The 26,901-nt window shown below is 69.8% G+C and carries 18 protein-coding genes; 10 read left to right on the top strand and 8 right to left on the bottom strand.

Features of this window, described 5'->3' with window-relative positions; all coding sequences use genetic code 11:
• Position 1 precedes the first annotated feature (1 nt).
• From ACIOEW_RS08095 to ACIOEW_RS08110, 4 genes are all read left to right on the top strand, one after another.
• Positions 2–421 carry a hypothetical protein gene (locus tag ACIOEW_RS08095; protein ID WP_401962423.1) on the top strand — a complete coding sequence of 140 codons (420 nt, stop codon included), beginning with the start codon at positions 2–4 and terminating at the stop codon, positions 419–421.
• Positions 422–579: 158 nt separating this feature from the next.
• A complete protein-coding gene (locus ACIOEW_RS08100) occupies positions 580–1,875 on the top strand; it encodes a cytochrome P450 (RefSeq protein WP_362542066.1) in 1,296 nt (431 codons plus the stop codon).
• Positions 1,872–3,128 carry a cytochrome P450 gene (locus ACIOEW_RS08105; protein ID WP_362542064.1) on the top strand — a complete coding sequence of 419 codons (1,257 nt, stop codon included), beginning with the start codon at positions 1,872–1,874 and terminating at the stop codon, positions 3,126–3,128. Before ACIOEW_RS08100 ends, ACIOEW_RS08105 begins: the two co-directional genes overlap by 4 nt.
• A 47-nt stretch (positions 3,129–3,175) precedes the next feature.
• A complete protein-coding gene (locus tag ACIOEW_RS08110) occupies positions 3,176–4,093 on the top strand; it encodes a TIGR03854 family LLM class F420-dependent oxidoreductase (protein WP_401962426.1) in 918 nt (305 codons plus the stop codon).
• Positions 4,094–4,257: 164 nt separating this feature from the next.
• Here the strand turns inward: ACIOEW_RS08110 and ACIOEW_RS08115 are convergent, their stop codons facing one another.
• Positions 4,258–5,307, bottom strand: coding sequence for an aldo/keto reductase (locus ACIOEW_RS08115; RefSeq protein WP_401962427.1), 1,050 nt, complete (start codon positions 5,305–5,307; stop codon positions 4,258–4,260).
• 114 nt (positions 5,308–5,421) lie between these two features.
• Here ACIOEW_RS08115 and ACIOEW_RS08120 point away from each other — a divergent pair, with 114 nt between their 5' ends.
• The 5 genes from ACIOEW_RS08120 (at position 5,422) to ACIOEW_RS08140 (ending at position 12,164) form a co-directional block, all read left to right on the top strand.
• Positions 5,422–5,853: a MerR family transcriptional regulator gene (locus ACIOEW_RS08120; RefSeq protein ID WP_362542055.1), complete on the top strand. Its 432-nt coding sequence runs from the start codon at positions 5,422–5,424 to the stop codon at positions 5,851–5,853.
• A 410-nt stretch (positions 5,854–6,263) separates the two neighbouring features.
• Positions 6,264–7,238, top strand: a complete 975-nt coding sequence (locus tag ACIOEW_RS08125) for an arabinan endo-1,5-alpha-L-arabinosidase (RefSeq protein ID WP_362542052.1) — start codon at positions 6,264–6,266, stop codon at positions 7,236–7,238.
• On the top strand, positions 7,220–8,671 hold the full coding sequence (locus tag ACIOEW_RS08130; protein ID WP_401962430.1) for a family 43 glycosylhydrolase: 1,452 nt from the start codon (positions 7,220–7,222) through the stop codon (positions 8,669–8,671). Before ACIOEW_RS08125 ends, ACIOEW_RS08130 begins: the two co-directional genes overlap by 19 nt.
• Before the next feature lie 83 nt (positions 8,672–8,754).
• Complete coding sequence (locus ACIOEW_RS08135) at positions 8,755–10,860, top strand: pectinesterase family protein (protein ID WP_401962431.1); 2,106 nt, start codon at positions 8,755–8,757, stop codon at positions 10,858–10,860.
• Positions 10,861–11,156: 296 nt separating this feature from the next.
• Positions 11,157–12,164 (top strand): LacI family DNA-binding transcriptional regulator, encoded by a 1,008-nt coding sequence (locus tag ACIOEW_RS08140; protein ID WP_362542044.1) that lies wholly within the window; start codon positions 11,157–11,159, stop codon positions 12,162–12,164.
• A gap of 64 nt (positions 12,165–12,228) precedes the next feature.
• On the opposite strand, the gene ACIOEW_RS08145 is transcribed toward ACIOEW_RS08140, so the two are convergent.
• From ACIOEW_RS08145 to ACIOEW_RS08175, 7 genes are all read right to left on the bottom strand, one after another.
• Positions 12,229–12,942, bottom strand: coding sequence for a hypothetical protein (locus ACIOEW_RS08145; protein ID WP_401962433.1), 714 nt, complete (start codon positions 12,940–12,942; stop codon positions 12,229–12,231).
• Between the two features lie 41 nt (positions 12,943–12,983).
• Positions 12,984–15,236, bottom strand: coding sequence for a glycosyl hydrolase family 95 catalytic domain-containing protein (locus ACIOEW_RS08150; protein WP_401962435.1), 2,253 nt, complete (start codon positions 15,234–15,236; stop codon positions 12,984–12,986).
• Positions 15,233–17,209, bottom strand: coding sequence for a beta-galactosidase (locus ACIOEW_RS08155; protein WP_401962437.1), 1,977 nt, complete (start codon positions 17,207–17,209; stop codon positions 15,233–15,235). Before ACIOEW_RS08155 ends, ACIOEW_RS08150 begins: the two co-directional genes overlap by 4 nt.
• 15 nt (positions 17,210–17,224) lie before the next feature.
• Positions 17,225–19,471, bottom strand: coding sequence for a WD40/YVTN/BNR-like repeat-containing protein (locus ACIOEW_RS08160; protein ID WP_401962440.1), 2,247 nt, complete (start codon positions 19,469–19,471; stop codon positions 17,225–17,227).
• A gap of 184 nt (positions 19,472–19,655) precedes the next feature.
• The gene (locus tag ACIOEW_RS08165) at positions 19,656–20,627 is read right to left on the bottom strand and encodes a carbohydrate ABC transporter permease (RefSeq protein ID WP_362542031.1); all 972 of its coding nucleotides are present in this window, start codon (positions 20,625–20,627) and stop codon (positions 19,656–19,658) included.
• Positions 20,624–21,736, bottom strand: a complete 1,113-nt coding sequence (locus ACIOEW_RS08170; protein WP_362542028.1) for an ABC transporter permease subunit — start codon at positions 21,734–21,736, stop codon at positions 20,624–20,626. The genes ACIOEW_RS08165 and ACIOEW_RS08170 overlap by 4 nt, the downstream gene beginning before the upstream one ends.
• A gap of 101 nt (positions 21,737–21,837) precedes the next feature.
• Entirely contained in the window at positions 21,838–23,511 is a 1,674-nt protein-coding gene (locus ACIOEW_RS08175; RefSeq protein ID WP_362542026.1) for an extracellular solute-binding protein, read from the bottom strand.
• A 457-nt stretch (positions 23,512–23,968) separates the two neighbouring features.
• Between ACIOEW_RS08175 and ACIOEW_RS08180 the strand changes: the two genes are divergently transcribed.
• Entirely contained in the window at positions 23,969–26,842 is a 2,874-nt protein-coding gene (locus tag ACIOEW_RS08180; protein ID WP_401962441.1) for a glycoside hydrolase family 3 C-terminal domain-containing protein, read from the top strand.
• Positions 26,843–26,901 lie beyond the last annotated feature (59 nt).

The raw sequence follows: 26,901 nt of genomic DNA on the forward strand, positions 1-26,901 counted from the left end.
CATGTTGCGTCATCTCACCCAGAACGACTCCGTGCGGAGCGACGACTGCACCCGCTACGCCGCGGGGCACCGTGTGCACTGGATCCATGCCAAGAAGTGCCGGCAGGAGCCGGGCCGGGCCGTCGAGATCCTGCTCACCTCCGGTGACGTCCGCGACGACGGATGGGTCGAACTGCGTCCCGCCTTCGACTACTCGGGTGAGCTCCCCGTGGTCTGGACGCACGCTCCACTCTCGCTGCGGGAAACGCTCGCCGGTCACCGCGGGCGTGTGTACTGGCTGGAGCGCTGGCATGCGCTGAAGCTCGTGGAGGGTGAAGGCGGCGGCGGACTCGGGGACGAGAGAGGTGCCGGGCTGGTCAATGTCGGGCTCCAGGGCGGGGCCCTCTGCGAGGTCGGCTCCGCCCGGTGCGGTACATCGTGATGCTTATCAATTGTGCCGAGATGTCGTCCTGTTGTTCTGTTCGAGGTGCGGAATTGATCGCCCTCGACCGTTCCGGCGTCACATAAAATCCTTATAGTGAACGTGCGTTGATCGCATGATCGTGACGCTTGCAGCTGTCGCCACAGGAGTCAGGACTCATGACGCGCCCTTCATCCACCGAGCCCGCGCCGTCCACTCCTCCACCGCCTCCCGGCTGTCCGGCTCACGCCGGGGCCGTGCCGCTCGGCGGGCCGGGCTTCCAGACCGAACCCCAGGCCGCCTACCGCGCCATGCGGCGTGATCACGGGCCTGTCGTCCCCGTGGAGCTGCCGGGCGGGTTCCCCGCCTGGCTGGTCATCGGGTACCGCGAACTCCATCAAGTCACCAGCGACGGCGCGCTGTTCCCGCGTGATGTCGGCCTCTGGAACCAATGGCCCCACATCCCCGACGACTGGCCCCTGTTGCCGATGGTGGGGCGTCCCCTGCCGTCCATCTACTTCAGCGCGGGGGAGGAGCACCAGCGGCACGCCCGCATGGTCGGGCCGGCCCTGGAAGGCGCGGACCCCCATCAGATCCGCAGCCACTGCGAGCAGTTGGCCGACCGGCTCATCGACGACGTGTGCAGCCGCGGTACGGCCGACCTTGTCGCTGACTTCTGCGATCCCCTTCCCGTCCTCGTCCTCGCCCGGCTGGTCGGGTTCCCCGACGCCGAAGGCGCCGACATCGCCCGGGTGCTGAAGGACCTTGCCGACGGCGGCCCGGACGCGCAGAGCGCCCATCTGCGGTTCGGGGAACACATGGCCAGGCTGGTGGCCGCGAAGCGGGCCGCGCCCGGGGACGACGTGACCTCGCGCATGCTCGCCTTTCCCGAGGCTTTCACCGACGAGGAGTACATGCTCGACCTGATGGCCATCACGGCCGCCGGGCACCTCACCACCGCCGACTGGATCAGCAACTCCCTTCGGCTGATGCTCACCGAGGACGAGTTCGCCGACTCCATGGCCCGCGGCCGGCGCAGCATCGGCGAGGCCATGAACGAGGTGCTCTGGGAGGACACGCCCACCCAGATCCTCGCCGGACGCTGGGCCGTACGGGACACCCAGCTCGGCGGACAGCGGATCAAGGCCGGGGACATGCTGCTGCTCGGGCTCGGTGCCGCCAATACCGACCCCCTGATCCGCCAGAGCATGTCGGACACCGGAGCAGCCGCACAGGGCGGCAACGGTGCCCATCTCGCCTTCAGCCACGGCGAGTACCGATGCCCGTTCCCCGCGCAGGAGATCGCCGAGATCATCGCCCGTACCGGCATCGAGGTCCTGCTCGACCGGCTGCCCGATCTCCAACTGGGCGTCCCCGCCGGCGAACTCGTGCGACGGCCTTCCGCGTTCCTTCGAGGCTCTACCGCGCTCCCTGTTCGGTTCACCCCCGTTCGTACGACAGGAGACTTCTCGTGAACTGCCCCCACGCCGCCGCCCAGGCAGCAGCCCCGGACGGCGGGACCGTCGTCATCGACCCGATGGTCCAGGACCTGGACGGTGAGACGGCGCGGCTGCTCGACGCCGGGCCGCTGGCCCGGATCGAGCTGCTCGGTGTACCGGCCTGGACCATCACCCGGCACGCGGACGCCCGGCAGCTCCTGCTCGATCCCCGGCTGGTGAAGGACCTCGACGCCTGGGGTCTGTGGCAGAGCGGCGAGGTGACGCACGCGTGGCCGCTCATCGGGATGATCGACGCCGGCCGGTCCATGTTCACCGTCGACGGCGACGAGCACCGCCGGCTGCGGACCAAGACCTCCCAGGCGCTCACGCCCCGCCGGCTGGAGGCGATACGCCCCGACATCGAGAAGTTCACCGAGGAACTGCTGGACGCGCTCGCCGAGGGCGGTAAGGACGGGGCCGTCGTCGACCTCAAGTCCGTGTTCGCGCAGCCGCTGCCCATGCGGGTCGTCGGCATGCTGATGGGGGTCGACCCCGCCGCGAACGCCATGCTGACCCGCCAGTACAAGGCCTTCTTCTCGATGCTCACCCCGCAGGACGAGCGCTTGGCCCTCCTCGCCGACCTGGACGTCTTCTACGCCGGGCTCGTACGGGAGAAGGCCGCGCAGCCGACCGACGACCTGACCTCCGCGCTCATCCTCGCCGACGAGGGCGGCGAACCGCTGACCGAGGAAGAGGTGATCGGCAACCTCAAGGCGATGGTCGCGGCCGGGCACGAGACCACGATCGGGCTCATTCTCAACGCCGTACGTGCCCTGCTGGCCCACCCCGAACAGTTGCGGAAGGTCCTCGACGGAGAGGTCTCCTGGGAGACCGTGATCGAGGAGACCCTGCGGTGGGACACCCCGACCACCCATCTGCTGATGCGGTTCGCCACCGAGGACATCCAGGTGGGTGAGGGCGTTATCGCCAAGGGCGAGGGAGTGGTCATCTCCTACCGGGTGATCGGACGCGACCCGGAGCAGCACGGCCCCGACGCCGATGCCTTCGACATCACCCGCCCCACCCCCATCCGGCACATGACCTTCGGTCACGGCCCGCACATCTGCCCCGGTGCGGCGCTCTCACGCGTCGAGGCGGGGATCGCCCTGCCGGCGCTCTTCGGGCGCTTCCCGGAGCTGCGGCTCGCGGTGCCGGATGCGGACATCCGCAAGCTTCCCGTGATGACGCAGAACGACATGGAGGCCTTTCCCGTTCTGCTCAACGCCTGAGCCCGGGTGGCTGCGCCCTCTCCGTGCGCGCGCGTATCGTGAGATCCATGAAGATCCGTTTCGGTGTTGGGCTCGGTGCCGGTTCGCCCCTGTCGGATTTCAGCCGGATCGTCGACCGTCTCGAAAGCGGCGGAGTCGATTCGCTCTGGCTGTCGGAGCAGGTCTGTTCGGACGCGGTCGATCCCTTCATCGGCATGGCGCACGCCCTGTCCCGGACGAGCCGGCTGAAGGTCGGTACGTCGGTCGCGGTGCTCCCGGGGCGGCACCCGGTCCTGGTCGCCAAGCAGTTGGCGTCCCTGGCCGGGCTCTCGCCCCGGCGCGTGCTCCCGGTGTTCGGCCTCCAGCCCGCCCGGACCGGCGAGCGTGAGCTGTTCCCCGCACCTGAGGGACGGCGCGGGGCGCTGTTCGACGAGTCCCTGGAGCTGCTGCGGGCCTCACTCAGCGGGGAAGTCGCGGGATTCGACGGGGAGTTCCTCAGCGTCGATGCCGCGCGGATCGGGCCGCTGCCCGCGAAACCCCTGGACATCTGGCTCGGGGGCAGCGCGCCCGCAGGACTGCGCAGGGCCGGGCGGTACGGGGACGGATGGCTCGGTTCGTTCCTCACGCCCGCGGCTGCCGGACGGGCCCGGGAGGCCATTCAGGCCGCGGCGGCGGAAGCGGGCCGGACGATCGAGCCCGACCACTTCGGGATCAGCCTCACCGTCGCCGAGGGCGGCATTCCGGACGACCTCGCCCAGGTGATTCGGCGGCGCGTTCCGGAAAGCGACCCCAGGGATCTCGTGGCTGCCGGCTGGCCGGAACTGCACCGGCTGCTGGACGCGTACATCGAGGCCGGCCTGACCAAGTTCGTGATCTATTCCGCCGGGGCCCGGCCCGCAGATCCCTCCACCGATCCCTCCCCCGATGCCTCCATCGACGCCTTCCTGGACCGGTTCGAGGCGGAGCTGCTGCCCCGGCAGAACTGAACGTCACACGTCCGGAACCTCCTGGCCCTGTGCCTCGGCCGGCCGCAGCCCAGTGCGCGGCCCGGCCGGCACGGGCGGCGGCTCGGCCGAGCCAGGAGACGCGCACCGCGCAGGCCCGTGACGCCCTGAATGCCGATGCCCGCCCGTTACCGCGATCAAGCCGCTCAGGCCGCTGAGCGGTCGGCGAGTGGGCGGCGCCGCAGGGCGGTCTCGGTCAGTGATCGCGGTGGGAACGAGGTTGCGGGGTTGTACAGGTTCGTCCCGGGCGGCACGATCTCGTCGATCCGGTCGAGGGTTGCGTCGTCCAGGGTGAGCGCGGCGCCCTGGAGCAGGCCCTCCAGCTGCTGCATGGTCCGCGGTCCGATGATCGCCGAGGTGACGGCGGGGTGGGCCACGGTGAAGGCTATGGCGAGTTGCGGGAGGGTGCAGCCGATGCTTGTCGCGAGTTCGACGAGCTGTTCGACGGCGTCGAGTTTGGCGGTGTTCTCCGCGATCGCGGGATCGAAGAATGCCGGCCGGAGCGCGGCACGACCGGCATTCAGATCGATGGGCTGGTCCCTGCGGTGCTTGCCGGTGAGGAATCCGAAGGCGAGGGGGCTCCAGACCAGTACCCCCATTCCGTAGCGCTCGCAGGCGGGCAGGAGCGAGGTTTCGATCCCGCGGGCCAGGATCGAGTAGGGCGGCTGGTCGGTGCGGAAGCGTCCGAGGCCGCGTCGTTCGGAGACGTGGTGCGCCTCGACGATCTCGTCGGCCTGGTAGTTCGAGCAGCCGAAGGCGCGGATCTTCCCCTGCTGCACGAGGTCACTGAGCACGGAGAGGGTTTCCTCGATGTCAGTGGAGTGGTCGGGGAAGTGGACCTGGTAGAGGTCGATCCAGTCGGTGTTCAGGCGCCTGAGGCTGCCCTCGACCGCCTTGAGGATCCAACGTCGCGAGTTGCCACCGCGGTTGCGGCCCTCGCCCATCGGGAAGTGGACCTTGGTGGCGAGTACGACGTCGTCACGGCGCCCCCGCAGCGCCTTTCCCACGATCTCCTCGGACTCACCCTGTCCGTACATGTCAGCGGTGTCGACGAAGTTGATTCCGCTGTCGAGGGCGGCGTGGATGATGCGGACGCAGTCCTCGTGATCGGAGTTGCAGCCGTCCTGGAACATCATGGTCCCGAGACAGTGGACGCTGACCTCGATACCGGTCCTGCCGAGAGTGCGATAACGCATGGAGATGCCCCTTGTCCGTTCAACCCAGCATGCAGAGCGGCAGAAGTGTCGGCCGCACGAGGGACCCTAGGATCTAGAGTCGGCTCTAGATCAACCCCCGTTACCCTGACTGACATGGTTGAGACCACTGCGAGTCTGAGCATCGGACAGGTCGCCGAACGCACCGGCTTGAGCGTTCACGCGCTGCGCTTCTACGAGCGCGAGGGCCTCTTCGTCAATCCCGTTCGACGAGGGCCCGGCGGGCGACGCTTCTACAGCCAGGACGACGTCGACTGGCTGACCGTCTGCATCATTCTCCGCGCCTCAGGCATGCCCCTGCCCGCGCTCAGCCGGTACACCGACCTTGTCAGAGAAGGGACCGGCAACGAGGAAGAGCGGCTCGCGCTCATGCGCGAGCACCAAGCGCACGTCACTGCCCAGATCGGCAGGCTCGCAGAGTCCCTGGACCTGATTCGGTTCAAGGTCGGGGTGTACGAGGACTTCGTCGACCAAGGCGACGCCGCCGCCCGCCAATGCCACCCCCCGTCCCTTGCGGCTGACATCTAACACACACCGGGTCCCCTGGCATGCGAGCGGAACCTTGGAGCCCCCCCCATGAACCACCACGAGCCCGTCATCTCCGTATCTCCGCACCCGAGCCCGAGCTGAACGACCTGCGCTGACGGCTGCTCGACACTCGCCGGCCGACCCCCTGGCCCGCCACCGGCTGGGAGGTCGACGCCCCCTGTGCGCATTCTTGATGCGGGCGTGCGCGATCCGTTGACGTAAACGCTGTTCGACTCTACGGTCCCGTTCGAAGTCACGATCGCCATTCGAAATGCCGAACACTCTTAGAGCCGTACCGGGTCGCTGGATTTCCTCAATTAGTGGCATGCCCATGGCAACCACAGGCCCCTCCGCGGCGACTGCAGTACGAGTCCACGCTCCTCCCGTACCCGAACGCAGGAGGTCCCCTCATGAGCCGCACCACCCGCAGAAGGATCCTCGCGGTCCTGCCCGCCGCGCTTCTCCTGGCCCTCGTGCCGGGCAGCGCGTCCGCCTACCCCAACCCCGGCACCGTCACGGGCGACATCGTCGTCCACGACCCCTCGATGGTCCGGACGTCCTCGGGGCAGTATCTGCTCTACTCGACCGGCGACAACCTTCAGCTGCGCACCTCCACCGACCGCACCGCCTTCGGCCGCTCCGGATCGGCGTTCAGCACGCCGCCGAGCTGGTGGACGAACTACTCCTCGGCCTCCGATCCATGGGCGCCGGACATCTCGTACCACGGCGGCAAGTACCTGATGTACTACGCGGTCTCCTCCTTCGGGTCGAACACCTCGGCCATCGGGCTGGCCGGCTCCACCACCGGACAGCCGGGCAGCTGGACCGACTACGGCACGGTGTACACCTCGAGTGCGTCGAGCGACTACAACGCCATCGACCCCAACCTCCTCGTGGACGACGACGGCAAATGGTGGCTGTCCTTCGGCTCCTGGTGGACCGGGATCAAGATGATCCGGATCGACCCCTCGACCGGAAAGCAGTACGCCGGTGACACCGCTCGCCGCTCACTGGCGTCCCGCCCCACCGGGACCAAGGCGATCGAGGCGCCGTCCGTGGTGAAGCGGAACGGCTACTACTACCTGTTCGCCTCGTACGACACCTGCTGTGCGGGAACCAGCTCCACGTACAAGATCAAGGTCGGCCGCGCCGCGAGCGTGACGGGGCCGTACTACGACCGCAACGGCGTGAACATGCTGAGCAACGGCGGTACGACGGTGCTGGAGTCGCACGGCCGGTACATCGGGCCCGGCGGGCAGTCGGTGCTGGCCGACTCCGACGGTGATCTGCTCGTCTACCACTACTACGACGGCCAGGACAACGGGACTCCCAAGCTCGGCGTCAACCTCCTGAACTGGAGCAGCGGATGGCCCGTCGCCTACTGACCCTGCTGAGCGCCCTCCTGCTCGCGCTGGCCCTGGGACAGCCGGCACCCGCATCGGCGGCCGAGGGGCGCCCGTACACCAACCCCGTCAAGGCGCAGAAGGGCGCCGACCCCTGGATCTCGTACCACGACGGCAACTACTACCTGGTGACGACGAGTTGGACCGACGTCATCACCATGCGGAAGTCGCCCACGCTGGCCGGGCTCGAGGCCGCACCGAGCGTGCAGGTCTGGCAGGGTGACGCGGCCTCCCGCTGCTGCAACATCTGGGCGCCCGAGCTGCACTACTCGGACGGTCGCTGGTACCTGTACTACGTCGCGGGGCAGAACATCGCCGACTACAACCCGACCCAGCGGGTCCATGTCCTTCAGAGCGCCGGTTCGGACCCGATGGGGCCGTATACGTACAAGAGCCGGCTGGGCAGCGACTGGATGCTCGATCCGAGCGTGCTCACCGTGAACGGCAAGCTGTATCTCCTCGGCAGCGCGAGCGGCGGCGGAACCCAGAACCTGGTGATCGCGCCGATGGCGAACCCGTACACGCTCAGCGGGTCCTTCTCGACTATCTCCACACCCGTGCACGACTGGGAGAAGTCCGGCGCCGCCGTCAACGAGGGACCCGAGGTGCTGCAAAGGGGTGGGAAGACGTATCTCGTCTACTCCGCGAGCGGCTGCTGGACTCCCGACTACGAGCTCGGGCTGCTCACGCTCAGCGGCGCCGATCCGCTGTCCGCGTCCTCCTGGACGAAGAAGACGGATCCCGTGTTCCGGAGGAAGGACTCGGCGGGCGTCTTCGGGCCGGGACACAACGGCTTCTTCACCTCCCCGGACGGATCGGAGAGCTGGATCGTCTACCACGCCAACGACGCGTCCTCGGACGGCTGCGACAACGGGCGTACGACCCGGGCGCAGAAGTTCACCTGGAACTCCGACGGGACACCGAACCTCGGCACACCCCTCGCGCTCGGCAATACGGCAGCCGGACCCGCCGGGGAGACGGCAGCCACCCCCACCGCCTACACGGTCGTCAACCGGGCCACCGGCAAGTGCATGGACGTGGCCACCGGTTCGGACGGTGACGGGGCCGGCGTCCTCCAGGGCACGTGCAACGGTGGCAGCCGGCAGCGGTGGCGCATCGAGGACCAGGGCGACGACACCAGCCGGCTCGTCAACGCGGCCACCGGAAAGGTCCTGGACACCGCGGACTGCTCCGCGGCCGACGGGGCCGATCTGCGGCTGTGGTCCTGGCTGGACAACACCTGCCAGCGCTTCAGGTTCCTCACCACGGAGGCGGGCGGCTGGGTGCGCATCGTCGGTCAGGCGTCGGGGAAGGTCGCCGATGTGGCCGACTGCTCGGCCGCCGACGGGGCGGACGTGCGGCAGTGGTCGTGGCTGAACAACCATTGCCAGCAATGGCAGTTGAAGCCGATCTGACCGGGCGTGCCCGGCAACCATGCGGCCACCGGCGGCAACCAGTACCTGAACGCCACATCTCCTCAACGGGAACGGTTCAGGTCATGACAGCGGAACGCCGAACGGCACAGCACGCCCCCCACAAGCCGGCAGGCAGCAGCCACCGCAGCCGCAGCCGCAGAACACGACTGGCCCTGGCGACAGCGGTCGCCACCGCCCTCGCGGCCGGAGTCGCCGCCACCACGGCGAACGGTCTGCCCGGAGCGCAGGACGCTCCGGGCATGGCCGCCGTCGCAGCCTCCTCCTCCTCCTCGGTCCGGGCCGACGAGGTGGCCGACGGGTACGCATCGGTCGACGCCCTGGGACAGGACGGAACGTACGGAGGGCGCGGCGGTGCGACCGTGACCGTGCGCACCCTCGCCGACCTGGAGAAGTACGCGACGGCGACGCAGCCCTACGTCATCGTCGTCGCGGCGGCCATCGCCATGGATCCCAAGGGCAAGGAGATCAAGGTCGCCTCCGACAAGACGATCATCGGCTCCGGCACCTCGGGTCACATCGTCGGCGGCGGCTTCTTCCTCGGCCAGGGAGTGCACAACGTCATCATCCGCAACCTGACGATCCGGGACTCCTACGCGGGAATCTGGAACGACAAGGACCACGACTGGGACGCCATCCAGATGGACGGCGCCCACCACGTCTGGATCGACCACAACGACCTGCGGAACATGGCCGACGGGCTGATCGACAGCCGCAAGGACACCACGTACCTCACCGTGTCCTGGAACCGGCTCCAGCACGACAACAAGGCCTTCGGGATCGGCTGGACGGAGAACACCACCGCCGACATCACGATCCATCACAACTGGTTCCACGAGACCGAACAGCGCAACCCCTCGACCGACAACGTGGCCCACGCCCACCTGTACAACAACTACCTCCAGGACGACCCGGGCACGGACATCACGGCCAGTTACGGCAACTACGCCCGCGGGCACACCAACATGGTCCTGGAGAACAGCTACTTCGAGGGTCTGAAGAACCCCGTCACCCGGGACAGCACCGCCACCCTGGTCCAGCGCGGCAGCATCTTCGCCGGTACGAGCGGACGCAACGAGAGCGGCGGCGGGACGTCCTTCGACCCGCGCGCCTCCTACGCCTACACGCTCGACAGCGCCGCCGATGTGCCCGCTCTGGTGAAGGCGGGCGCAGGGCCGCGCTCCACGACCGCGTCCACCGCCGCGGCTGCCGCGACCACGCTGACCGTCGCCAAGGACGGCAGCGGTCAGTACGACACGGTGCAGGCCGCAGTGAACGCGGTTCCCGCAGGAAACACGGCCCGCGTCGTCATCGCCATCGCGCCGGGCACCTACCGCGAGCTGGTGAAGATCCCCTCGGCCAAGCAGAACGTCACCCTCCAGGGCACCGGGCCCGGTCGCAAGAGCACCGTCATCGTCTACGACAACGCCTCGGGCACGCAGAAGCCCGACGGCTCGGGGACGTACGGAACGGGCGGCAGCGCGACCGTCGCCGCTGAGGCAGATGGCTTCCAGGCCCGCAACCTCACCATCGCCAACGACTTCGACGAGGCGGCCCACCAGGACATGAGCGGGCTGCAGGCCGTCGCACTGCGTACCGCGGCCGACAAGGTGTTCCTCGACTCGATCATCACCGAGGGCGATCAGGACACCCTGCTGCTCGACACCGCCGCCAAGGACAAGCTCGGCCGTGTCTACATGAGGAACTCCTACGTCGTCGGCAACGTCGACTTCATCTTCGGCCGGGCGAGCGCGGTCATCGACGCCTCGGTCATCACCCTGAAGAAGCGGTGGGACGGCAGCTCCGCGGGATACATCACCGCCCCGAGCACGGCCGCCGACCGCAAAGGCTTCCTCATCAACAACTCCACGGTCAACGGTGACGTCTCTTCGGCGAGCTTCTACCTCGGGCGCCCCTGGCACGCCGGTGGCGACGCCGCGCTCGACCCGATGACCACCGTCCGCGACACCACCCTGAGCGCCGCGATCCGGCCGGCGCCGTGGACCGACATGAGCGGATTCTCCTGGAAGGACGACCGGTTCGCGGAGTACCGCAACGACGGACCGGGCGCCGGGACGGCGAGCGGCGACCGGCCGCAGCTCAGTGAAAGCGGGGCCGCCGGGCAGGAGATCGCCGACTGGCTGGGGACCTGGACCCCGTCGGCCTCCTGAGCCGCACGAACCCGCGCGTCCCCCTGATGCTCCGCGCCATGGGCCGGGCATATCGTGGCGGTAGCCGAAAGGCTGCCGCCACGGCAGCTCTCGGGCGGCGGGCCGCCGGGACATCGAGTCGAAGCGCTTCGACAGCACTATGGACACGCTGTGTGGGCAGGTCTAGGCTCGCATCATCCGGGCATGTCACAGGCGGGCCACGTGAAGTCGAAGCGCTTCGCCACATCTGACTGGGACTGCCGGTGCAGGCCGGTTTCCGTGCCGGTGTCCGACGATGTCCCGTGATGGAGAGCTGAATGGTCACCCTTGCCGAGGTCGCGCAGCACGCCGGAGTCTCCGCGAGCACGGTGAGCTATGTCCTCAGCGGGAAGCGGTCCATCTCGGTGCCCACCAGGGAGCGGGTGGAGTCGAGCATCCAGCAGCTCGGCTACCACCCCAACGCCGGTGCGCGGGCGCTCGCCAGCAGCCGGTCGAACATCATCGCGCTCATGGTGCCGCTGCGCACCGACATGTACGTCCCCGTGATGATGGAGATCGCCATCGCGGTCGCCACCACGGCCCGCACCCACGGCTACGACGTCCTGCTCCTCACGGGTGAGGAGGGCCCCGCCGCCGTGCGGCGCATCGCCGGCAGTTCGCTGGCCGACGCGATGATCCTCATGGACGTCGAGCTCCACGACGAACGGCTGCCGCTGCTGCGTGACACCGGCCGGGCTGCCGTGCTCATCGGGCTGCCCGCCGACACCGACGGGCTGACCTGCGTGGACCTCGACTTCGAGGCGACCGGGGCGCTCTGCGTGGACCATCTCGCCGGCCTCGGCCACCGCGAGGTCGCGGTGATCGGTGAGGCGGCCGCGGTGTACGAGCGGCACACCGGATTCGCCGAGCGGACGGTCGACGGCATCCGTGCCAAGGCGCAGGAGACCGGCGTACGCGTGCTGCACCGGCCCTGTGAGGGCGGCTATCCGGCGATGGCCCAGACCCTGTCGCGGATCTTCGACGAGCGTCCCGGCACCACCGGGTTCATCGTGCAGAACGAGTCGGCGGTGGAACCGCTGCTCAATCTCCTGCGGCAGCAGGGCCGGGCGGTGCCCGAGGACGTGTCGGTGGTCGCGATCTGCCCCGAACAGGTGGCCTCCCAGGCCTCGGTGCGGCTCACCTCCGTGGCCATCCCCGCGCAGGAGATGGGGCGCCGCTCGGTCGAGCAGGTCGTCGCCAAGCTCTCCGGCCGCGGCACGGACGAAGTCGAGCTGCTGGCGCCCGAGTTGACGGTACGTGAGAGCACCGGGCCCGCCCCGAGGTAGTGCCCGGTGCGGACGCGCGCACGAGCCGGCCCCCGCGCGGGGGCCGGCTCCTTGTGCGTACGACTCAGCTCGAGGAGACACCGAATCCGTTCGTCGTGAAGTCCAGTCCGCCCGACGACGAGGTGATCTCGTAGCCGAACTGGACGTCACCGATGGTCTCGTTGCCCCACCAGCCCTTGGTGTCCTTGATCCACTTCAGGATCGGCAGGATGTTCACCGTGCCCGAGGTGGAGTCCGAGGTGCGGAGGAAGGAGAACACCTCGTTGGCCCCGTTGTCGCCCTTGTAGACGGTCCAGGTGTGACCGCCGAGGGTCACCGTTCCCTGCGAGGTGCCGAGCGGCCCCACGGCGCCGTTGTAGTTGACCCAGAGCATGACCTCGTAGTCGTAGTCGCTGTCCCAGATGTCGTACGAGGTGTTGTAGGCACCGGACGACGGGACGGTGACGTTGTAGTTGCTGGTGAGCGACGACAGCGAGGTGATGGACTTGTTGACGACCTTCTTGGCGTTGGGGTACGACTTGATGCCGCCGGTGTTCGGGTGGTTGGCCCAAACGCCCCAGTTGCCGGATGAGTTGGCCCAGATGGACTGTGCGCCTGCGCCGGAACCCCAGATGTTGTTGTACAGGGTGTAGCCGTCGGAGGTGGTGTAGTTGCCCCACTGGTCCGATGAGGACCAGATCGCGGCCTGGGCGGGGGCGGCGGCGAAGCCGATGAGGGCAGCCACCGCCGTTGCCGGGGCCAGTACGAACCTGCTGAGGGTGCGGGTGCGTGTTGCCATGGTTGTCCTTCCATGGTGGGGGATGAGGTGGGGGGGGAGTGCTACCGCGGCCCCAGTTCGAGGACGCGGTCCACGCCGGCCGTCAGCTCCAGCGGAGCCGCGGGGTTCCCGGCGGAGGAATCGGTGAGAGTGCTGCCGTCGCCCGTACGGACATCGATCCGGGCGTCACGGGTGGGGTGCAGCACAGCGGTGGCGGTGCCGTCGGGGTACCAGCGCAGGTCCAGCCCGGCGCCGAACCTGGTGCGCACACCGCGCAGTTCGCCGCTCGGGCAGCCGGTCAGGGGGGCGGGCAGCAGGACCAGCCGGTGCGGTGTCGACTGGACAAGCGACTCGATGACCGCCGCGGGCAGTGCGTGGGCGGCGTCCGCGTTGTAGACGTTGCGGGACGGATAGTGGGCGCTCATCAGCGAGTCGTGGAAGAAGTCGCCCGCCAGTACGGAGTCCAGCGCCGCCGAGACCCGGAGGCCGTCCCGGAGGCGTGCGGCGATCAGCGCATGGTGCAGATGTCCGTGCGCGGAGTCGTTCTCCGATCCGCGCAGTTCCAGCGCGCGGTGCGCGGCGGCCGAGAGCTCGGGAGTGTCGTACGGATTGATCGCGTCCAACGGCCACACCGGATAGAGGTGGCTGAGATGGCGGTGGTCGTAGGTCTCCTCCAGGCCAGGCCAAGCCCACTCGGCGAGCGCGCCGTCCTCGTTGACCCGGTAGTCCGGGAGCCGGTCCGCGAGCTCCCGACGCCGTGCCGAGACCGGAGCGGTGGGGGAGCGGTCGGCCGACACGGTGAGTGCGTGACGGGCCGCCGCGAGGTCCATCGTCGCGTTCACCGTCCCCCAGCTCGCGTTGGCCGGACGGTTCTCCGGTGAGTACGAGGGCACGACCGCCACCGTGCCGTCCGGCGCGGTGCGGGTCAGGAAGTCCTCGTAGAACAGGGCGGCTTCATGCAGCGCTCCGACGAGCCGGGGGTCGGTCACCCCGCTCGTCTCGGCGTGCTCGATCAGTGGTTCCAGGAGCCAGTCCGCACCGGCCGTCCACAGGTGCAGCGGATAGGCCCGCTGGTAGTGACGGGTGTGGCCGGACTCGCCGTCGGTGTGCGACGGCGCGACGATGCCCCGCGTCCCGAAGAGTGACCGTGCGTTGTCCCGCCAGTCCGCCAACTGCCCGTACACCAGGGAGGCATGCGCCTCGGACACCTCGGGCAGCGCGGCTGCCGCCGCCGAGGCGATCTGGAGGTTGAGGTTGGCGTTGGTCGTGAACGCCCCCGACCAGGCGGTGTTCCAGTCGCCCGTCCACAGACCGGTCAGCCGGGGCGGCAGAACTCCGGAGGAGGAGAACAGGTGGTAGCGCCCCGCCGCGAACAGCCGCTCCAGCAGCGCGGGGCTGCCCGGCCTGCGTACCAGTTCGCTCCCGGGCAGAACGCGTTCGGCCGGATCGGCGTCCAGGGTCAGGGAGGCCCGCTGGAAGGCCGGGCGGTGCAGTGCGCGGTGCCGGCCGAGCAGCGTCGGGTAGTCGTCGTCCGGCAGAGCCGCGCACTCCGCGGCCAGGTCCAGGCTGCCCGTGTGGCGCCGCACCCGGGTGAGCAGCAGCAGACTCCGCGCCCCCTCGACGCGGATCCCCTCACCCGAGACCGACACCTTGCCGCCGTCCGCCCGGACCACGGTCACGCCGGTGTAGGCGAGTTCGCTGTCCGGGTACCCCACCCGGAGGGACAGCCGGCCACCTCCCGGCGTCAGCACCGTGCTGCGGCCGATGGCGAGGCGCGGCGGAGCGCCTGGCAGCGCGTGGTCCAGAGTCAGGTCCACCGCGAGGCCTGGGCCGGTGACGTACTGGACGATCACGTCGTCGGCGCGGGAGACGAAGACCTGACTGCGCCGGCCCTCGCATGCGGCCGTGATCTCACCGGTGGTGAAGTCGAGGGTGCGGCGGTAGCCCGGGGGCGGCCCGGAGCCCTCGGAACCGGACGACGAGCCGGGTGTGGGCCGGATCCTGGTCTGGAACGCCGGATGGAAGGGCTGCACCCACACCAGCGGCCGGCCCGCCCCGAACCGCTCGGCGGCCGTGGTGTCCCCGGCGAGCAGGTCGCTCTGGAGCTGGTCCAGCCGGTCCGCGAGCTCGGGCGGACGGAGGTGCTCGCTGCCGTTGGGCCGGACCAGGGTGTGGTGGTTGACGACGACCCGGTCGTCGACCGGATCCCCGTACACCATCGCGCCGTGCCGGCCGTTGCCGCCGAGGAAGGCATCCTCCCAGCGGTCCGCGGGACGCGGCTCCCACGTGCCGTCGATGTGTGTGCGGACGGTCATGGCGCGGCGCTCCGCAGCACGGCCACGCCGTAACGCCCCAGCTCGACCCGGTCCTCGACCGTACGGCCGGTCAGCAGTTCCTCGTGCGCACCCGGCACGGTCACGGTGACGTTGTCCCGCCCGTGGTGGAGCAGGAAGAGCAGCCCGCCGCGACGGACCGCCTCCACTCCGTCGGGCAGCCCGGCGAGCACCGGCTCCACGCCCGCGTCCCGCACCACGTCGCCGAGCAGCGCACGCAGCGCCTCCGGCTCCGGCAGCGTCGACAGGTAGCGGGCGCGGCCCCTGCGCAGCACCGCGGGCAGCCCCGCCAGCTCGCCGTCGCGGTACGCGGCCACCACCTCGGTGCCCTCGGCCGCCTCCAGCTCCTCCGACCAGAGGGTGCCCTTGAATCCGTCACACTCCACGGTCGAACCCGAGTCCAGCGGCCACCACTCGTGGAGGGTGCGGATGCCGAACAGCTCGCGCAGCCGCGCGTCCATGCCGCCCGGCCTGATGCGGTCGTCCACGTCCGCGATCCCGCTGAAGAAGCCGCAGACCAGGGTCCCGCCGCCCTGTGCGTACGCCACGAGATTGTCGACCGAGGCGTCGGTGAGCAGATACAGATGGGGTACGGCGACCGCCTTGAACCGGCTCAGGTCGGCGTCGGGGCGGGCGAACTCCGTGGCGACACCGTTCTCCCACAGGGCGCGGTGCCAACGCTGCACGACCTCGGTGTAGTCCAGCAGCGAGGACGGCCTGCCCTCCTGCGTGCCCGCCCACCACGAGTCCCAGTCGTGCAGGATCGCCACGTCGGCGGGTACGTCACCGCCGCCGACGGCCGGGCCGATCGTGGCGAGTTCCGCTCCAAGACGCTTGACCTCGCGGAAGGTGCGGCCCTGCTCGCCGGCGTGGGTGAGCATCCCGGAGTGGAACTTCTCCGATCCCTGCCGGGACTGCCGCCACTGGAAGTAGCAGACGGCATCGGCGCCGCGCGCCACGGCCTGCAGCGACCAGAGCCGGTTCAGGCCCTCGGGCTTGGGATGGTTGACGCCCCGCCAGTTGACCGGCCCCGCCGCCTGCTCCATCAGCATCCACGGCCCGGCGGCCTGCGAACGCGTCATGTCGGCGAGCATCGCGTTGTACTGGCCGCCCTGCGGGTCCCGTGGGTCCGGATAGATGTCCACGGAGACGATGTCCTCCTGCGCCGACCAGGCCCAGGCGTCCTGGCCCGACCAGAGCGGCATGAAGTTCGTCGTCACCGGAATACGCGGGGTGTGCCGGGCGACGATGTCGCGCTCCGCGACGTAGCACTCCATCAGCGCGTCGGAGGTGAACCGCTTGAAGTCCAGCACCTGTGCCGGGTTCTTCATGTACTGCGCCTTGCGCGGCGGCAGGATCTCCGTCCAGGAGTCGTAGCGCTGGCTCCAGAACGCCGTGCCCCACGCCTCGTTGAGCGCGTCGACGGTGCCGTAACGGCTGCGCAGCCACCGGCGGAAGTGGGCGGCCGTCTCGTCGCACCAGCAGTGGGTGCAGTACTCGTTGTTGATGTGCCACACGGTGAGCGCGGGATGGTCCGCGTACCGCGCCGCGAGGTCCTCCGTGAGGGCCGCGGCGTAGCGCCGGTAGATGGGGGAGCTCGCACAGAACTGCTGGCGCGATCCGTACCAGACGACCGAGCCGTCCTCCGTGCGCGGCAGGGTCTCCGGGTGCCGCGCCCCCATCCACGGCGGCGGGGACGCGGTCGGGGTGGCGAGCACGACGCCGATGCCGTTGGCGTGCATCAGGTCCATCAGCCGGTCCAGCCAGCCGAACTCCCGGGCTCCTGGGCGTGGTTCGATTTTCGCCCAGGAGAAGACGCCGAGGGTGACGGAGTTGACGCCGGCCTCCTTCATCAGCCGGGCGTCGTCCTCCCACACCTCCTCGGGCCACTGCTCGGGGTTGTAGTCGCCTCCGAAGAGGATGCGGCCACGGGCTGCGTCGCGCAGGGACGGCATGGCGTCTCTCGTTCCTTACTGGGGTTCTGCGTACTGGATGCCGCGGCCGTTGGTGCCCAGATAGGCACGGCCGTGGACGCGGGGGTCGCCGGTGATCACTTCGCCGGTCCAGCCCCACTGGTGGGAGTCGTCGTTGATCCGGACCCAGGTGGCACCGGCGTCGTCCGAGCGCAGCACCGCCACGCCGTCGTGCGTCGCGGAGACCCTGCCCGTCTGGAAGACGGCCGGGTAGCCGGCGCCGGGCCGCTCACGGCCCTTCACCGGAGCCGCCTTGCCGAAGCCCAGGGCGTGCGAGGCCTGGCAGCCGGCCACCGCCGTGAACGTCAGTCCGCCGTCCGTCGAACGGAACAGTCCGTTGTCCTTCGCGGAGAGCCACAGGTCACCGCTGCGTCCGGGGGCCGCCGCCACCTTGAACTGCACGTCGCCGGACGGGAGTCCGGCCGCGCCCCGGGCGAAGGTCGCCCCGCCGTCCGCCGAGTGGAAGACCGCTCCGGTGTCGGTGTCGTAGACGTAGAAGCGCCGCGCGTCGAGCGGATCGGCGACCGGGGCTGCGCCCTTGGGGTACGTGGCGACCTCGGTCCAGCTCGCCCCGCCGTCGGTGGAGCGGTGCGCCGGGTACTTGGTGCCGTCCCAGTGGACGAACGACCAGAGCAGCACCGACCCGTCCGCGGAGACCGCGACCGGACCGGGGGCGGAGGCGGCGATCTCCGGCTGGGCGGCGAACGGCTGCCAGGTCCTGCCGCCGTCGTCCGAGGACGCCCCGGCGGAGGCCGACCCCGACGGCCAGCCCGTCCGTACGACGTACGAGGGCTTGAGCGCGGCCAGGGCGAGCCCGGTGGCCGTGCCGAAGACCGGGTTCGACGCCATGCCGCGGGACGGGGACGCGGTCAGCGAGTCGTGGTACATCACCCCGATGTCGCCCAGACCGCTGAGGAGTCGGGCGCCCTTTCCGGGCGGGGCGAGCAGGAAACGTACCGACGACTCCTCCAGACCTCGGATCTCCGGGGCCCAGTGGACGAGGTCGCGGGTCCCGAAGATCGTCGCGCCCGTCCCGAAGACGATGTGCCGGGAGTCGAACGGGTCGACGGCCACGGCCTGGATCCACCAGCCGAACTTGGCCGACTCCCCGCCCCAGCGCAGATAGGGGGTCTCCGCGACATCGAGGACCGCGGTGTCCTTCAGCGAGGTCCAGGTGGCGCCGGCGTCGGTTGAGCGGAACACCGTGTCGATCTGCGCCCAGCGGTTGTTGGTGGTGACGACGAGGGTGCCGGCGCGGCGCGCGTCGACCGCGACACCGCCGTAGCCGAAGCCGTCACCGGCCGCGGCGTCGGGCCGCACGGGTGTGACCTCGCTCCAGGTGCCCGTCACCGTGTCGAGCCGGTGCACCGAGCCGGCGGACTGCCCGTTGGGGCCCGGGGCGTCCGCGTAGGTCACGTACAGGGCGCGGCCTCGGGCGTCGTACGCGGCCCGGACCGGGACCCTCGTCGCCGCGCTCCCGGAGGGCTGTCCGGGCACGGACTCCCAGCCGCCGGAACCGTTTGTACGGTAGAGCGCGCTGCCGCCGTCGCCCCAGCCCGCGTACACCGCCCGGCCCGCGGCGGCGAGGAACATCACGCCCTGGCCGCTCGCCGACGCGGCGGCGGGGAAGCCGGCCGGAGCCCAGGTCGCACCCCGGTCGGTGGAGCGCAGCAGCCCGTCGTGCCGGGTGCCGAGCCAGAGCGTGTCACTGTCCCGTGGGTCGACGAGCAGCCGCTCGCCGGCGCCGCGCCCGTCCTCGTTGGCGCCCAGCCGCACCGTCAGGTCGGCCCGCTGCCAGGTCGCGCCCCGGTCCTCGGAGCGGAGCACCGCGCCGGGGCTCGCCCAGGACTGGGCGTACGTGCCGCAGGCCAGGTAGAGGCGGTCCGGGTGTGCCGGGTCGACGGCCAGGGCCTCGATGCCGAGCAGGTTCCAGTCGTCCCAGCCGAGGTGGTCGGTGAGCGCGGTCCAGCGGCCCTTCGCGTCGTCCCAGCGGTAGGCACCGCCGATGTCGGTGCGGGCGTAGGCCAGTCCCTTCACGGAGGGGTGGAACAGCAGCCCGGTGACGAAACCCGTTCCGCCGATCGCGGCGGTCCGCCAGCGATGGGGCTCGGTGGACTCGTCCCGGTGGTGCTTCGATGCGGCCGCGGCGGGGCCCGCGACCGGCAGGGCTGTGGCAGCCGCGGCGACGGCCGCTCCCGCGAGCACGGTTCTACGGCTGGGCGTGGGCGCTGACGAAGCGCGCATGGCGAACACCTTCCGGACAAGGGCAAGAAGGACAAGGGCAAGAAGGACAAGGGCAAGAAGGACAAGGGCAAGAAGGACAAGGACAAGAAGGGCAGGGACAGGAAGGACAGGAGGAGGGGAAGAAGGAGCGGGGCCGGTCCCGGACAGTGCGCGGACCGGCCCCGTACCGGGGCCGTACTTCGGATCAGCCCTTCACGGCGCCGGTGAGCATGCCCTTCTGGAAGTGCTTCTGGACGAACGGCGAAAGGATCGCGACGGGGATGAGCGCGAGGATCATGACCGCCATCTGAACGGCGAGGCTGTTGATCGAACCGTTGCTGACCGCCGCGCCCATGGCGCCGGGCGGGACCTGGTGCTGGAGGACCAGTTGGCGCAGGATCATCTGCAGCGGGTACTTCTCGCTGTCCTGGATGTAGAGCATCGCGTTGAACCACTGGCTCCAGTAGCCCACCGCGTAGAACAGCGAGATCACGGCGATCACGGCGCGCGACAGCGGCAGGATGATCTGGAGCAGGATCCGCCACTCGCCGGCGCCGTCGATGCGGGCCGCGTCGATGAGTTCGGGCGCGGTGTCCATGAAGAAGCCGCGCAGGACCAGCACGTTGAAGACGCTGATCGCGCTGGGCAGGATCATCGACCAGTAGCTGTCACTCAGCCCGATGCCGGTGACCAGCAGGTACGTGGGGATGAGCCCGGCGCCGAAGAACATCGTCGCCATCAGGGTCATCAGCAGCGGGCGGTGGGCGTACGAGTCGCGGCGGCTCAGCCCGTACGCGCACAGGACCGAGACCACCATGCTGACCACCGTGCCGACGACGGTGAGGCCCACGCTCACGGCAGCCGCGCGGGTCACCGCGCCACCGCTGAGCAGCTCCTTGTAGGCGACGAAGGTGATGCTCTTCGGCCAGACGACCAGGCCGCCCGCCTCGTTGATCGCCTTGGTGTCGGAGAGGCTGGTGACGAGCACCACCCAGATCGGGATGATCACGATCGCGCAGATCGCGACGAGGCCGAACCCCTTGAAGGCGAGACCCGCCTTGGTGGGCTCCTCCTCCCAGACGGGCCGGGGTTCCATGCGCATGGCGCGCTGGAACGGTGTTTCCGCGCGGGGCGCGGGGCCGGCCGGGTCCTTCTCAAGTTCCAGGAGAGTTGTCATTTCTTGGAGTACACCCCCTGCTCGCCCAGCATGTGGGCGACCTTGTTGGCACCCAGCACCATGGCGACGCTGAACAGCCCCTTGAAGATGCCGGCGGCGGCCGCGTAGCCGAAGTCGCCGGTTTTGATGCCTGTCCACCAGATGTAGGTGTCCAGGATTTCCGAAGCGCCGGCGCCGACCTGGTCGCGCTGGAGCAGGATCTGCTCGAAGTCGAGGTTGAGCGCGCTGCCGACCCGCAGGACGAGCAGCAGTGCGATGACCGGACGCAGAGCGGGCAGCGTGACGTGCCACATGCGGCGCCAGCGGCCCGCGCCGTCCACGGCCGCGGCCTCGTACAGATCGGTGTTGACGGCGGCGAGCGCGGCGAGGAAGACGATCACGCCCCAGCCCGCGTCCTTCCAGACCGCCTGGGCGGAGACCAGGAACTTGAAGAAGCCCGGGTTGGTCATCAGGTCGAAGCCTTCATGGCCGTGCTCACGCAGCCACTGGGCGACCAGCCCTGCGCCGCCGAACATCTGCTGGAAGACGGTGACGACGAGCACCCACGAGAAGAAGTGCGGCAGATAGACGACTGCCTGGACCCAGGCCCGCACCCGCGCGCTCATGATCGTGTTGACCAGCAGCGCGATGGCGATCGGGATGGGGAAGAAGAGGACGAGCTGGGTGACGAAGATGACGAGGGTGTTGATGAGGACTTCCCAGAAGCGGTAGTCCTCGAAGATCCGGGTGAAGTTGTCGAAGCCGACGAAGGGGCTTCCGGTGATGCCCAGGTCGTACACGTCGTAGTCCTGGAAGGCCACGATGTTCCCGAGCAGCGGGATGTAGTTGAAGATCAGCAGCAGGGCGATGGCCGGCAGCGTCATCAGTACCAGGGTGCGGTCGCGGCGCAGCCGCTGACGCCAGGTGATGCCGCCCGCCTGCGGCCCGGTCTTCGCCGGTCTGCTCTTCGGCGTACGGGTACGGCGGGTGCCGGCCGCCCGCGACCTGCCCGTCCGTCCGCCGCTTCCGTCCTTGCTGTCGCCGTCACCGCTGCCGCTGCCGCCGGCCGGGGCGCTGGCCCCGTCGGAGGTGCGGTCCGGGTCGGTCGCAACCGTGGCCCGTGGCTTCACCGTGTGCTCCCCATGTCGTGCTCTCCGCCATGGCCGCCGGGGTCGTGCGCCCCCGGCGGCCTTCTTGCTGTCCTGCGTACGGCTGGTGCGCGTCGTACGCGTCAGACGCCGGAGCCGTTCTTGTCGAGAATGTCCTGGTACCAGTCGCGCAGCTTGTCGCCGCCGCTCTTCTTCCAGGTGTTCACGGCCTCGTCGACGTCGCTGACCTTCTTGCGGCCGCGGCGGATGTCCTTCTGCAGGTCGTCGAAGGGCGTGTACAGGGAGGCGTACCGCTGCGGTTCGACGACCTGCATGCCGAAGAAGAGGGGCTTCTTGACGTTCGGGGCCTGGCGCGCCATCCAGCCCGCGTAGTCCTTGGCCAGCTGCGGCTGGTCGGGGTAGGCGATGGAGGTCGGGGGCGAGGCGAGGAACAGGAAGGTGGAGGGCTGCGCCTCCTCGACACCCTGCGGGGTGTAGGTCGGGGCCCCGTCCTTGAGCGTGTAGTGGGTGCCCTTCACGCCGTAGTTGGTGAGCATGAACTCCTCGGTGCCGTACGGCGCGGCCGCGTAGTCGGCGATCGCGAGGAACTCCTCGATCTGCGCCTTGGAGAGCTTCTTGCTGAGGAAGGTGAAGATGCCGGCCGGGTCGTCCTGCCACAGGGTCGGCTTGCCGCCGTCCTGGTTGAAGAAGTCCAGCGCCTGCATGTCGAACTTCGGATTGGCGGTCGCCTGCTCGGTGACCATTCCCTTCCAGCCGCCGGTGCCGTCGTTGTACATGACCACGTGACCGCTGGTGAAGCGGATCTTGGAGTCGGCGTCCTTGTTGGCCTCGGCGTCGGGGTGGACGTACCCGCCGTCGTGGAGCTTGCGGGCGAAGGCGAGCGCCTCGCGGTACTCCTTCGTCTCGATCTTGTGGACCAGCTTGCCGTTCTCCAGCTGCCAGTAGTGCGGCGCGTCGGGGAGCAGGCCGTAGATCTTCTGGATGCAGGTCCAGAGGTCGTCGAAGGCCCAGACCTTCTTCTTGGGGGCGGTGTACTCCTTGCCGAAGGACAGCAGGTCGTCCGCGCTGGCCGGCACCGCGCCGGAGCCGATCAGGTCCTTGCGGTAGAAGATCGCGTTGCCGATGATCGGCGTCGGCATGGGCAGGCCGCGCAGCTTGCCGCCGAAGACGGAGTACTGCCAGGCGCCCGTCGGGATGTTCGCCAGGTTCGGGTACTTCTTGACGGCGTCGCCGGCCAGGTAGGGGGACAGGTCCGCGAACTTGGCGCTGATCGCGTTGCGGATCTGCCCCTGCATGTTCCAGCCGGGGATGGTCATGACGTCCGGGATGTCCGAACCGGCGAGGACCGCGCCGATCTTGTCCTGGTACGTGTTGCCGTCCTGCGGGTCGAAGTTGAGCGTGGCGCCGACGGCCTTGTTCACGGCCGTGTAGTACGGGTTGTTCTTCTTCGGGACGGTGCCCCACAGAGGCGTCATGACCCGGAACTTCGAGCCCTTGCCCGGGACCGACTTGACCGAGACGACCAGCGGGTCGGGCAGCTTGGTGAAGCCGGGGCTCGACCCGTTGACGCTCGCGACGTCGGGCTGGACCAGGTTCAGCGGGGCGTAGGTCGGCACGACCTTCTTGAGTGCCTTGCCCGTCGTCGTGCCCTCCTTGCTCCCGGAACCGGAGCCGGAGCCGCCGCACGCGGCGAGCAGCGGCACCCCACCGGCCACGGCGACAGCGGCGACCGCGCCCGTGGCGAGGAAGCTTCTCCGGCTCGGAGCCGTGGAGGAGGGGGAGGAATTCGGCGTCATTGCGTCAACCCTTCGAGGCGCACCAGGACGACACGTGGCGGGCGACCGCCGTTCGGTTCCTGTGTCTGAGGTGGAGCGTTGCTGACTGAGCCGGCGTGACCGGCCGCAGGTGAAGCGGTTCAACAGGGAGGCGGCAGGCTCTGTTGCCGTCCCGGAAATTCAAGGGCGCCGGGCGCCCCATCGAAGCTCCGTCGAAGCGCTTCGATGTTGCAGCGAGGTTAAGTGAAGGGCCCCGCCCGCACAAGAGTCCGTTTCTAGATTCCTCCGACCTGTTTCCGAACCGTTTCCTGGCGCAATGCGACGCTGTCGCGTACGGAGGTCGGGGGTGGGCCCTTGACACGCGCGGGGTCGGCCACGGAGCATCGAAGCGCTTCGAAAGATCTTTCCGAGGCTCCTTGAGCGCTCGTACGAGGCGCAGGCACCGAAATACCTCCCACCTCTCCAAGGGGACCCGCACGTGACGGAACAACCGCAGCCCTTCCGCGACCCGCAGCTGCCCTTCGCCAAGCGCGTCGACGATCTGCTTCAGCGGCTCACGCTCGATGAGCGGATCGCGATGCTGCACCAGTTCGCGCCGGCGGTCGACCGGCTCGGGCTCGGCGCCTTCCGGACCGGTCAGGAGGCCCTGCACGGTGTGGCCTGGATGGGTCCGGCCACGGTGTTCCCGCAGGCCGTGGGACTCGGCGCCACCTGGAACGACGAACTGGTGCGCCGGGTCGGCGAAGCCGTGGGCAACGAGGTCCGCGCCAAGCGTGCCCAGGACGACCGCGTCGGTCTCAACGTCTGGGCCCCGACCGTGAATCTGCTGCGCAACCCGCTGTGGGGACGCGGCGAGGAGGGGTACTCCGAGGACGCGGGCCTGACCTCCGCCATCGCGGTCGCCTACACCCGGGGACTGCGCGGCGACCACCCGCTCTACTGGCGGACCGCCCCCGTCCTCAAGCACTGGCTCGCCCACAACAACGAGACCGACCGCGACACCTCCTCGTCCTCGGTCCGCCCGCGGGTCCTGCACGAGTACGACCTCAAGGCCTTCCGCGACGCCGTGCAGGCGGGTGCGGTGGCCGGAGTCATGCCGGCGTACAACCTGGTCAACGGGCGCCCCAACCACGTCTCGCCGCTCCTGTCCCAGCAGCTGCGCAGCTGGACGGACCGGTCGCTGGTGGTCTGCTCCGACGCCGGGGCGCCGTCCAACCTCGTCGACTCCGAGCACTACTTCGAGACCCACGAGGAGGCCACGGCCGCCTCCCTGCGCGCCGGTGTCGACAGCTTCACCGACCACGGCCAGGACTCCGCCATCATGACCGGCCGCATCCGCGGCGCCCTGGAGCGCGGCCTGCTCGACGAGCACGACATCGACACCGCCGTCCGCCGACTGCTCGAACTGCGCCTCTCGCTCGGCGAGTTCGACCCCGAGCTCGACCCGTACGCGAACACCGACGCCTTCGACACCGAGGACCACCGGGCGCTCGCCCTGGAGGCCGCCGAGCAGGCCGTCGTCCTGCTCAAGAACGACGGCCTGCTGCCGCTCGACCCCGCCGCCGGAAAGACCGTCGCCGTCGTCGGCCTCCTCGCGGACGCCTGCAAACTCGACTGGTACAGCGGCACGCTGATCCACCGCTCCACCCCGCTCGACGGACTGCGGGACCGCTTCGGCTCCGACCACATCGTCTTCGTGGAGGGCGCCGACCTGGTCCGGCTGAAGTGCGCGGAGGGCTGGCTCCAGATCCCCGCGGCGGACGAGAGCCCGGAGCCGGTGCGCGGCGCGGAAGGCGCCCTCGACCCGGCACTGCTCGCAGGCCGCACCGACCTGCCGCCGCTGACCTGCGGCGACACCCCGTCGGAGCTGGCGCTCGTGGACTGGGGCAACGGCGTGATCACCCTGCGGGCGCCGGCCGGACGCTACCTCTCGGTCGCCGAGGACGGCTACGTACGCGCCTCCGCGGACGAGCCGGGCGGCTGGATCGTCCAGGAGACGTTCCGCTGGCAGGCGGTGGAAGGTCATGAGGGCGGTCACCGCCTTCTGCACGTGGGAACAGGTAGGTACGTCTCTGTCGCCGCCGACGGCGTAAAGGTTGCCGCCCCCGGCGAAGAACTTTCCGGCTCCGACCGGGACGCCGGAACCGTCTTCGAGCTGGAGGTGGCCGAGCGCGGCGATGACGCCGTCGCCCGCGCGGCAGCCGCCGCCGACCTCGTGATCGTGGTCGCCGGCAACGACGCGCACATCAACGGCCGCGAGACCGAGGACCGCACCACCCTCGACCTCCCCGCCCAGCAGGAACGCCTCTGGCGCGCCGCCCACGCCGCCAACCCGCGCACCGTGCTCGCCGTCACCTCCGCCTACCCGTACGCCCTCACCGACGCGGCGGCCACGCTCCCCGCACTGCTGTGGACCGCACACGGCGGCCAGGCCGCCGGGACCGCGCTCGCCCGTGTCCTGGCCGGCGACGTCTCCCCGGCCGGCCGGCTGCCGCAGACCTGGTACACCTCCGACGCGGAACTGCCCGGCCTGCTGGACTACGACATCATCGGCTCGCGCCAGACCTACCTCTACTACGACGGCACCCCGCTCTACCCGTTCGGCCACGGCCTCTCGTACAGCGACTTCACCTACAGCGCCCTGAACGCCGAACGTGACGGCGACGTGCTGCGGGTGTCGCTGACCGTCACCAACACCGGTGCCGTCGCCGCGGACGAGGTCGCCCAGCTGTACGTGCGAGCGGTGGCGCCGTCCGTGGTCCGGCCGCTGCGCCAGCTGGCGGGCCACCGCCGGCTGCACCTGGCACCCGGCGCCGCGGAGCGCGTCGACCTCACCGTCCCCGTCGCCGAGCTCGGCCACTGGGACGTGGCGCACGGCCGCTGGACCGTCGATCCGGGAGCGTACGAGATCCAGGCAGGAGCCTCCAGCACGGACATCCGGCTCATCACCGTCGTCACCGTCGACGGTGACCCGGCCGGACCGCGCCCCGTCCTGACACGCGGCCTGGAGGCGGTGGACTACGACGAGCAGCTGGGCACCGAGATCGCCGACCGCACGAAGACGGACGGCGACGCGGTCACCGCCGTCGCCGAGAGCAACGAACTCCTCTACCGGCGCTGCGACTTCGCGGCCGGAGCAAGCGGAGTCGAGGTTTCCGCCGCGGGGGAGGGGGCCGTGCTGATCACCGTCGACGGCACCACCGTCACCGTCCCGGTCGCCGCCACCGACGGACCGTACGACTACCGCACCGTCCGCGCCGGGCTGAACGCCTCCGGCACCGGAGACCTGCGCATCACTCTGCGCGGCACCGTGCGCCTCGCCCGGATCACCTTCACCGGGGACGGCCGGTGAACCGGACCGCTCCGCGCGCCGCTGTCCCCACCCCTCTCCACCCAGTTGCCCCCGGCAAG

Origin of the sequence: Streptomyces sp. NPDC087901 (genome assembly GCF_044742205.1) — a bacterium.
Classification (GTDB): domain Bacteria; phylum Actinomycetota; class Actinomycetes; order Streptomycetales; family Streptomycetaceae; genus Streptomyces.